The sequence below is a fragment of the Acidithiobacillus sp. HP-11 genome, from assembly GCF_015100075.1.
Classification (GTDB): Bacteria; Pseudomonadota; Gammaproteobacteria; order Acidithiobacillales; family Acidithiobacillaceae; genus Acidithiobacillus; species Acidithiobacillus thiooxidans.
Genome location: NZ_JACKYY010000041.1, coordinates 21,115 through 28,518 on the forward strand (window position 1 = coordinate 21,115; position 7,404 = coordinate 28,518).

7 protein-coding genes are annotated in these 7,404 nt (G+C 50.0%); 2 read left to right on the plus strand and 5 right to left on the minus strand.

What is annotated here, in order from left to right; translation table 11 throughout:
* Positions 1-34: 34 nt before the first annotated feature.
* The 5 genes from H7F08_RS11845 to H7F08_RS11865 form a co-directional block, all read right to left on the minus strand.
* A complete protein-coding gene (locus H7F08_RS11845; RefSeq protein ID WP_193640645.1) occupies positions 35-292 on the minus strand; it encodes an EscU/YscU/HrcU family type III secretion system export apparatus switch protein in 258 nt (85 codons plus the stop codon).
* The gene (locus H7F08_RS11850; protein WP_193640646.1) at positions 285-1,433 is read right to left on the minus strand and encodes a flagellar hook-length control protein FliK; all 1,149 of its coding nucleotides are present in this window, start codon (positions 1,431-1,433) and stop codon (positions 285-287) included. The genes H7F08_RS11845 and H7F08_RS11850 overlap by 8 nt, the downstream gene beginning before the upstream one ends.
* Positions 1,434-1,461: 28 nt before the next feature.
* Positions 1,462-2,256, minus strand: coding sequence for a flagellar brake protein (locus tag H7F08_RS11855; protein WP_193640647.1), 795 nt, complete (start codon positions 2,254-2,256; stop codon positions 1,462-1,464).
* Positions 2,257-2,325: 69 nt separating this feature from the next.
* The gene (locus tag H7F08_RS11860; protein ID WP_193640648.1) at positions 2,326-5,133 is read right to left on the minus strand and encodes a putative bifunctional diguanylate cyclase/phosphodiesterase; all 2,808 of its coding nucleotides are present in this window, start codon (positions 5,131-5,133) and stop codon (positions 2,326-2,328) included.
* Complete coding sequence (locus H7F08_RS11865) at positions 5,133-5,471, minus strand: chemotaxis protein CheB (RefSeq protein ID WP_051690459.1); 339 nt, start codon at positions 5,469-5,471, stop codon at positions 5,133-5,135. Before H7F08_RS11865 ends, H7F08_RS11860 begins: the two co-directional genes overlap by 1 nt.
* 275 nt (positions 5,472-5,746) lie before the next feature.
* Here H7F08_RS11865 and H7F08_RS11870 point away from each other — a divergent pair, with 275 nt between their 5' ends.
* Together H7F08_RS11870 and H7F08_RS11875 are read left to right on the plus strand one after the other, a co-directional pair.
* The gene (locus H7F08_RS11870) at positions 5,747-7,003 is read left to right on the plus strand and encodes an EAL and HDOD domain-containing protein (protein ID WP_031569733.1); all 1,257 of its coding nucleotides are present in this window, start codon (positions 5,747-5,749) and stop codon (positions 7,001-7,003) included.
* 33 nt (positions 7,004-7,036) lie between these two features.
* Positions 7,037-7,279: an HDOD domain-containing protein gene (locus H7F08_RS11875; RefSeq protein WP_193640649.1), complete on the plus strand. Its 243-nt coding sequence runs from the start codon at positions 7,037-7,039 to the stop codon at positions 7,277-7,279.
* Positions 7,280-7,404: the final 125 nt, after the last annotated feature.

The window sequence follows — 7,404 nt, forward strand, 5'->3', positions numbered from 1 at the left end:
ACTTTTTGCTGGACGACTCTAACAATAAAACGAATTACATGCCACGCTCAATTTTATAAACCCAGGCCAACACCTCGGCTACAGCCTGATAGAGCTGAGTTGGTATTTGTTGATCCAGGTCCAGCTGCATGAGCAGACTAACCAGCTCCTTGGATTCATGGACAAATATCCCGGCCTCTCGCGCTCTGGCAATAATTTGCTCAGCTACCAGACCCTGCCCCTTGGCAATCAGAGTAGGTGCTGCATCTTCTGCCTGATAACGCAGAGCCACTGCACTTTTAGGTTTATCCATGTACGGAATCATCCACCGGACGAATCTGCGGCGTCGAAACCTGTAGACCCAAATTCTGCAAGGATTGGGTCAGCTCGCCTCCGTGCGCCCGTAGTAAAGCGGCCTGATCTGCAGTGAGAACCAGATGCAAGGTAGATTTGTCTAATTGCAGACGGGCTTCCACGTGCCCAAGCTTGGGCAGATCCAGAATCAGGGTACTATCCCAGCGCCGGGAGGGAACCTCTTCACCCGCTTGAGAAGGCTCTTCACCATCTCCATCACGACGCCTCACCAACCAGCTCACGTTCTGACCCGGCCAAAGAGGCCCCGTCCAGACAAACTGCTGCTGATTCAACACCTGGATTTGTTGACCCAAAATCTGCATGGAAGCGGCATTTGCGTTGCTGGATAAAAATAACGCGCCCGATTTATTCAAGTCGGCAATTTGCGCATATGTTGCAGCACCTTGGTTTACCGTCTTGCTGGTGTCACCTGCAGAAAAAGGAAGAGATGACAATGTGGCTCGCGACGCATTTTCATTCGCTGGTGCTAATTCGGTTGCGCCCTTTTGAGTGGAAGGCGGAACAGGGTTGTGCATGGTACTGGCGGCTGTGTCAGTCATGGGTCTGGCCGCATTTTGTGGTTCGGCCAACAAGTTTTGTGTGGTCCATTGACCCTGATTCCACGCGGCCAGATGGCTTTCGTAAAAAATACCACTCTGCTGCAAGCTGCTCTGTAAAAAATTCGCAATATTGGCCGGAGACGTCTCATTCGGCGCCAACATAGCCGCAGTATGAACGAGTTGCGCAGCCGGTTTCCCGGTCTGGGCCAGATCGCGTAAGGACTGCGCAGTATCCGATAAAGCCACCTGGTCACTACGCACTGCTGCCAAATGACTCATCAGCAAAAACTTGGGATTATTACTGCCACCCAGGTAGGTCAACTGTACTTCCTGCCCTGCTGACCAGTGGCCCGGCAATTCAAAGGCCAGCGTCTTTCCGGCTACCGCAAGCATGGTTTGCTGATCGCCCGATTGTAAGACTTTTGCACTCAGCGTATTTCCCGGCAGCAGGCTATGAGATAGCGATATTGCCGTGGCATGATTCAGAGCTGTTTCCACCACTCTGATCGTGTATGCCGTTTCCAGATTCGTGGAATTCATGCGCGTATTTCTTCAGGCATCTCAACCGTCAGCTTTTCCACCAGCTTTTTATTTTACCGCCCCAGGATGAAGGTTGCTGTTTTCCTGAACTGCGCAGTCCAATACCCAGCATCCTCAATATTTCCCGATCACGGGTTTGCACATATTGGGCCACTTTTTCCTGATCGGCGGCCGGTGGATTTTGAAACTCCACACCCAGAATGACGCCGGTAGCACCCGCAACATGATTGTCCACGAAACGAATAACTGCCGGCATGTGCAAAGGATCACTGTCGCGAATTTTAAATACCAACTGAGATAAAATTTCGCTGGGCTGAAAAGGCAGATCCTTGGGACAGCGACTCATAATCCGGATTCCTCCGGCACTGATATCCTGCATACGTCCAGAAACCATCAAGGCACCCTGACGATAAATTTCCACCTCATCGGGATCCTGTACGGTGGGAGGTACCCGAAAAAGCTGACGACGCTGTAACTGATAAATCGCATCGGGATAATGCAGAACAATGTCAGATTCTTCTTGACGCAATATTTGGCTCCGAAAACCACTGATCACCCCATCTACCCGGGAAAGTACCGTGACTTGCAAGCCAGCTTCAATCTGTTTCGGAAAATTCAAAGGCACATCAATGTGTAATTCACTTTCCGACTTTATGTCCAGCAACAGTGTGTTATAACTCTGAGACTGGTCATCCAGCCACAAGGTACAGAAAATATGTTCCCGCCATACATTTTCCAGGATACCTGATGCTTTTACCGAGGCGGTAACACGATAACGTTCGGAAAACAGATGGCGACGCATTTCATGAATTTGTTCCGTCATAAAAACCTGCTCTGATCCAGAATATGCATTATCTTATCAGCACCCATGATAGCTGTCGTCAGTTCTGAGCTATGCATGAATTTCCTGCCAGAGACCAGCCATATCCTGGAGGCCTACCGTTCGTACCGAACGGAGCACCGGCGGAATCAGGCAATCTCGCCAGGTAAAAAAGGCATTTTCCGGCAGCGGAGGAGAAAGAAGGTATCCCTGAATATAGCGACCACCAAGTTGTAGCCACAAATGAAGCTCATCTGGAGTGGATATACCCTCTGCAACCAAATCGCAGTCCGTCAGCTGGCTGAGCAGGTGACTGGCTCCCGCCACACCAAAACTGGCGATATCCTCACGGAATGCCCGAATAAAACTCTGATCCAGCTTCAACTCATCGAAGCGTAAACGGGCAACAGAAAGCAGTGAAGAGTATCCGGTCCCAAAATCATCCATGGATAACTTGAATCCGCGCATTTGGCACCATTCCATAACTGGACGCGCAGATTTACGCCCGATAACAGAAGCTGTTTCGGTAATTTCCAAGGTAAAACCCTTACCATCAGGACACAACTGTTCAATATCCTGCATAAATGCGGGATCAAGAAAATGTTTGGCCCCTATATTCAGCGAAATCTGCAACTCCAGACCTTCTGAGCGCATGCGCTTGCCTAAGCGCGCGGCTTCTTCCAGGGCCCAACAGCCTAACATTCTAACCAGGTGGGCATTTTCTTCGACATAAGGCATAAATTTGCCGGGTCCAATCCAGTGAGCATGTGCTGGACACCAGCGCGCCAGCATTTCCACGCCGGTCAAACAGCCTTTCAGCATATCGGCTTTGGGCTGCAGGAAAAAATGAACATCCCCCTTGTGCAAAGCACATGGAAAATCCCGTCGTACCCACAGCCTTTGCTTCGCACGGCGAGAGACTTCTCCTGCAAAAAACTTAAAAGCATTTCCGCCCTGGCGCTTGGCTTCGGCCAGCGCTTCATCGGCCTGGGCTATCAGCGTATAAACATCTTGTCCATCTGCCGGAAACATCGCCCAGCCAATAGACGTAGATAAAGTCGAGTCCAATATTTTGCGTGCCGAATTCTGAACAGCTTTCAGAATCTCTTCTCCGATTGAAATAGCGTGATCTGCATCGTTTAATTTAATGAAAAGCCCGAACTCATCACCACCGACACGCGCCAGGATATCATCAGTTTGGGGCAGCACTCCCTGTAATTGACAGGCAATTTCCTGTAAACATTGATCCGCTTCCAGTGAACTGAAAGAAGTATTGATCTCATTAAACATGTCCATATCCAGCAAGGCCAAACCAAATAATGACTGAGCTTCACTGACAGTGTTCAGACTATTTGTAACGAGCGTGGTAAAATGGGACCGGTTCGGTAATCCGGTTAATGCATCCGTCTGCAGCAGGCGCTCCTTCTCTTTTATCGCTTGTATTTTTTCCTTATAGCTTTCGAGATCGTGCAACAAAGATTCCCAATGCACAATTAAACTTCGGCCAAAAAGCCAGCGGGTCAGACGGGTTATTTCCAGCACAAAAATGGCTACTGGAAAAGGCGATCTTGCCGCCATGACCGGCCAGGCGATAACCTCCCGAAAACCCCGCAATTGTGGATAAGCAACCATCGCCTTGGTCATCATGCCGGAAATATGAGGGGTTCGCGGAGTCACCCGGCATTGTAGACGATACGCCAGAGAGGGCAGGAGTTGCCCCCAAGGTAAATTCTCCGGATCGAGACTCAGGGGAAGATGCCGGAGCGTCCCAGCAAGCCCTGGTTTACGGGCCGAAGCCGCCACCACGGATAAAATGCCCTGTTTTTCATCAGGCACAGCCACATAGGCCGCTAACGCCCCTGTACCTAACACACTAAGCTGCACCAGGCCCTGATAGATTTCATCAACATCTTGCGCCTCATTTACCATTTCATGTAAGGCTTGATGCGCCCGCTGATAACGGCTTTCCACAAAACGCCGATACATCCAGATCAAGGCGACCAAAGCCAGTCCAGATTCAGCAGCTAGTAGCAATACTGTCCAGATATCCAGACGATCCAGTAAATGCTGAAGATCAGGGAGTGGTTGAGAATCCCAGCGCACCTGCATCGTCCACGGTGTACTGCGAACCGGGATCTCCAGATGGGTGGCCCAGGCCTCAGGAATATCGCCTGCCTGTTGCCAGTGTCCATTCATCCATTGAGCGAGGACATGGTGTTGACCGTCCAGAAGCAGCAGCATGTGCGCATGCTCCGGGCTGGCACTGGCATGCTGGTTGCCAAAAAACAAGTCCGCCTGACAAATTCTATAAAAATGCTTGCCGGTTGGCTGGGCAGATAACGCAAAAATACGCAGAGGAATATGCAGCAGCCCCTTCTTGTCCACAAAGGGGCGGTCTACTCCGCCTTTCCAGGTATTGACGCCATCTGATAGCAACATATTGAAATCCAGCGGATAATCTACCGCCAGCGGGGATTTATGCGAAGCATCAGCCGAACGGCAGGCCACTCCCGAAAGCCAGGGGTGCATATTGTTAAAACGACGCAGCAGATCGGGGCTTAGCTCCCCGGTCGGCAAACTCGTCATAAACTGTAAGTCACGCATATGCATCTGAATCATGGCAGCGAGATTGCTGGAAAAGCTTTCGGCCAGGCGCATGGCTGCTTCCTGAGTGCGCAGCCGGGAACGATCCAGCAAGTGCTGTTGCCAGCTCTCTATGCTGAAAACCGTCAGGCCAACCAGACTCGAAAAAACCAGCAAAATTGACAGGATAAAAATATGCTGCCGTTTTTGAATGCGCCGCGACATCAGTATGAGCTTTTTCAACGGTTCCGGCATGACGGAATTTTCATCAGCCAAGCCCTGAGAAGTTGTTATCATCAGCGCGCCTCTTCTATGGATCGCGGCAAGCGGCTGGCAATATGGGTCAGGGCTACCACTTCATCAACCCCACCGAGTTTTATCGCTTCCTTGGGCATCCCGAAAACCACGCAACTGGATTCATTCTGGGCAATGGTGCGCGCTCCCGCCTGATGCATCTCCAGCAATCCCTGGGCACCGTCATCTCCCATTCCGGTCATGATCACGCCCCAGGCATTCCGGCCAGCTACCTGAGCCACCGAACGAAACAGCACATCCACTGAAGGCCGATGATGTTTGACTAAAGGTCCACCAAAAACCTGAACGGCAAATTGTGCACCACTTCGGATCAGGCGCATGTGATTTTTCACAACTGATAATTCAAAACTTGAACAGCCCGTCCAAAGGCATTAACAAGAGCTTTCGATACCATTTATTTATCCATCCTGGAGCGTTGTATCAAATTTAAAGCAGTCAAAGTTCTTACGGCACGAAGTAGATAAAACTTTAGGACTTCTTGATTCTGCTCGTGCAGCTATCGGTATTGCGCCATAATGATTATCCACAGGGTTGCTAGATTCCAGAAAATTGCCTAATTGCCGTAACATTAAAGTGTCGAGGATGTGTTAACAAAATGAGCCTAAACTCCCAAAACTCAATTTCCCCTGAAGAAAGTCAAGAACTGGTGGCCCGGCAAGCCATCCTCGGACGCCAAGATGAAATCATCGGCTATGAGCTTTTTGCGCGCAATGAAAGTAGCGGCCCAATGGAAGATCCCTTTCTTTGCTCTGCCCGAGTTCTGATCAAAACTTTCAGCGTTTACAATCTTGAAAGCCTGCTCGGCGGAAAGCCGGCCTTCATCAATTTCACCAACAGCAATTTTGACGAGAAAAGCCTGGAATTGTTTCCCGCCCGACAAGTCATACCCGAGTTCACCATTACCGAAGCACCCAGCCGTGAGTTCCTCAGCCACCTGCTGCAGTTACAAAAACTGGGTTTTCGCCTGGCCCTGGATCGTTTCGAAGGCTCCCCTTGGCATCTGGCATTACTCAAAATTGTGGACTTCATCAAAATCGACTGTTTGAACAACACGCCGGAACAATGGGAAGCTTGGATCAGGCAAATCAAAAACTCCAAGCTCCCTCGACATCCTGCAATAGTTGCCACGCGCGTGGAAACGGCCGTTTTGGCTCGACGCTGCTTTGAGGCAGGCGTCGATTACAGTCAGGGCTTCTACTACATGGAGCCGGAAATCGTTAAAGGGAAAACCCTGACCTCCAATCAACATACCATTTTCAATTTGCTCAATCTGCTCCTCGAAGAAAACCCCGTCAGTGACATAGAAGAAGCTTTCCGTCGTGATCCCGGCCTTTCTTATCAACTTTTACGCTATTTGAACTCTGCTGGAATGACACGTGGTCAAGAAATAGAAAGCATTCGCCAGGCCCTTATTTTGCTTGGACGTCACCCCCTGCAACGCTGGCTGACTTTGCTGCTGTTTGCCAGCCGGGGTACACAAAAATCATCCATTCTCACTATGGCCGCAACCCGCGCCAAATTTGCTGAAATTCTCAGAGAAAAATCTCCAGTCCTCGATGATCAGCCAGCCACTATCCATCGCAGCTTTCTCGCAGGTATGTTGTCGCTGCTGGATGTCTATCTAAAGCAGCCACTGCCAGATCTGTTGAATGAATTAAAAATTTCCGATGAAATGCGCAAGGCGCTTATTTATCATGAGGGCGAAGACGGTGCCGTACTTGGACTTATTGAAGCAGCAGAGCATGGAGATCTTGACACTGTTAAAGAAATGGGAAAAAAACTGGGACTTCCACTTGCAGAAATCACGACCGCTTCACTGGATGCAATGAACTGGGCATCCAGTTTAAAATAAGCCAATTTAGACCATGGAAAGGGACGCATCATAATGCTTATTGAAGCTTTTTTGCCGCAGCTAGAAAAAGGTAATTGTCCTTCTCCTTCGCAAAGCACGTTAGCGCTCATGGACTTGCTGCAAAAAGAAGATGCAAGCCTGGACGAAGCTGCGCGGCTCATTCGGCTTGATCCGATTTTGGTAGCCAAAACCATCAAGCTCGCCAATTCCCCCATATATCGGCTCCTCGCTACTTGGAGTGGATACGAGGGTACGGTAGTCTTAGGGCATTGCTGATCTAGGGAAGGTTAATGATGGACGAAGACAAGCTGTTTACCTTGGCGTTGGGGTTGGTTCCGCCGTGGATGGTGGACGATGTGACTTTCAAGCTGGAGGAGAAGCGGTTGGACCTGCATATCAAC

What these genes read in the sequence shown, in the direction of transcription:
- H7F08_RS11845 (WP_193640645.1), bottom strand. Translation starts at nt 292, where the DNA reads ATGGATAAACCTAAAAGTGCAGTGGCTCTGCGTTATCAGGCAGAAGAT.
- H7F08_RS11850 (WP_193640646.1), bottom strand. Translation starts at nt 1,433, where the DNA reads ATGAATTCCACGAATCTGGAAACGGCATACACGATCAGAGTGGTGGAA.
- H7F08_RS11855 (WP_193640647.1), bottom strand. Translation starts at nt 2,256, where the DNA reads ATGACGGAACAAATTCATGAAATGCGTCGCCATCTGTTTTCCGAACGT.
- H7F08_RS11860 (WP_193640648.1), bottom strand. Translation starts at nt 5,133, where the DNA reads ATGATAACAACTTCTCAGGGCTTGGCTGATGAAAATTCCGTCATGCCG.
- H7F08_RS11865 (WP_051690459.1), bottom strand. Translation starts at nt 5,471, where the DNA reads ATGCGCCTGATCCGAAGTGGTGCACAATTTGCCGTTCAGGTTTTTGGT.
- H7F08_RS11870 (WP_031569733.1), top strand. Translation starts at nt 5,747, where the DNA reads ATGAGCCTAAACTCCCAAAACTCAATTTCCCCTGAAGAAAGTCAAGAA.
- H7F08_RS11875 (WP_193640649.1), top strand. Translation starts at nt 7,037, where the DNA reads ATGCTTATTGAAGCTTTTTTGCCGCAGCTAGAAAAAGGTAATTGTCCT.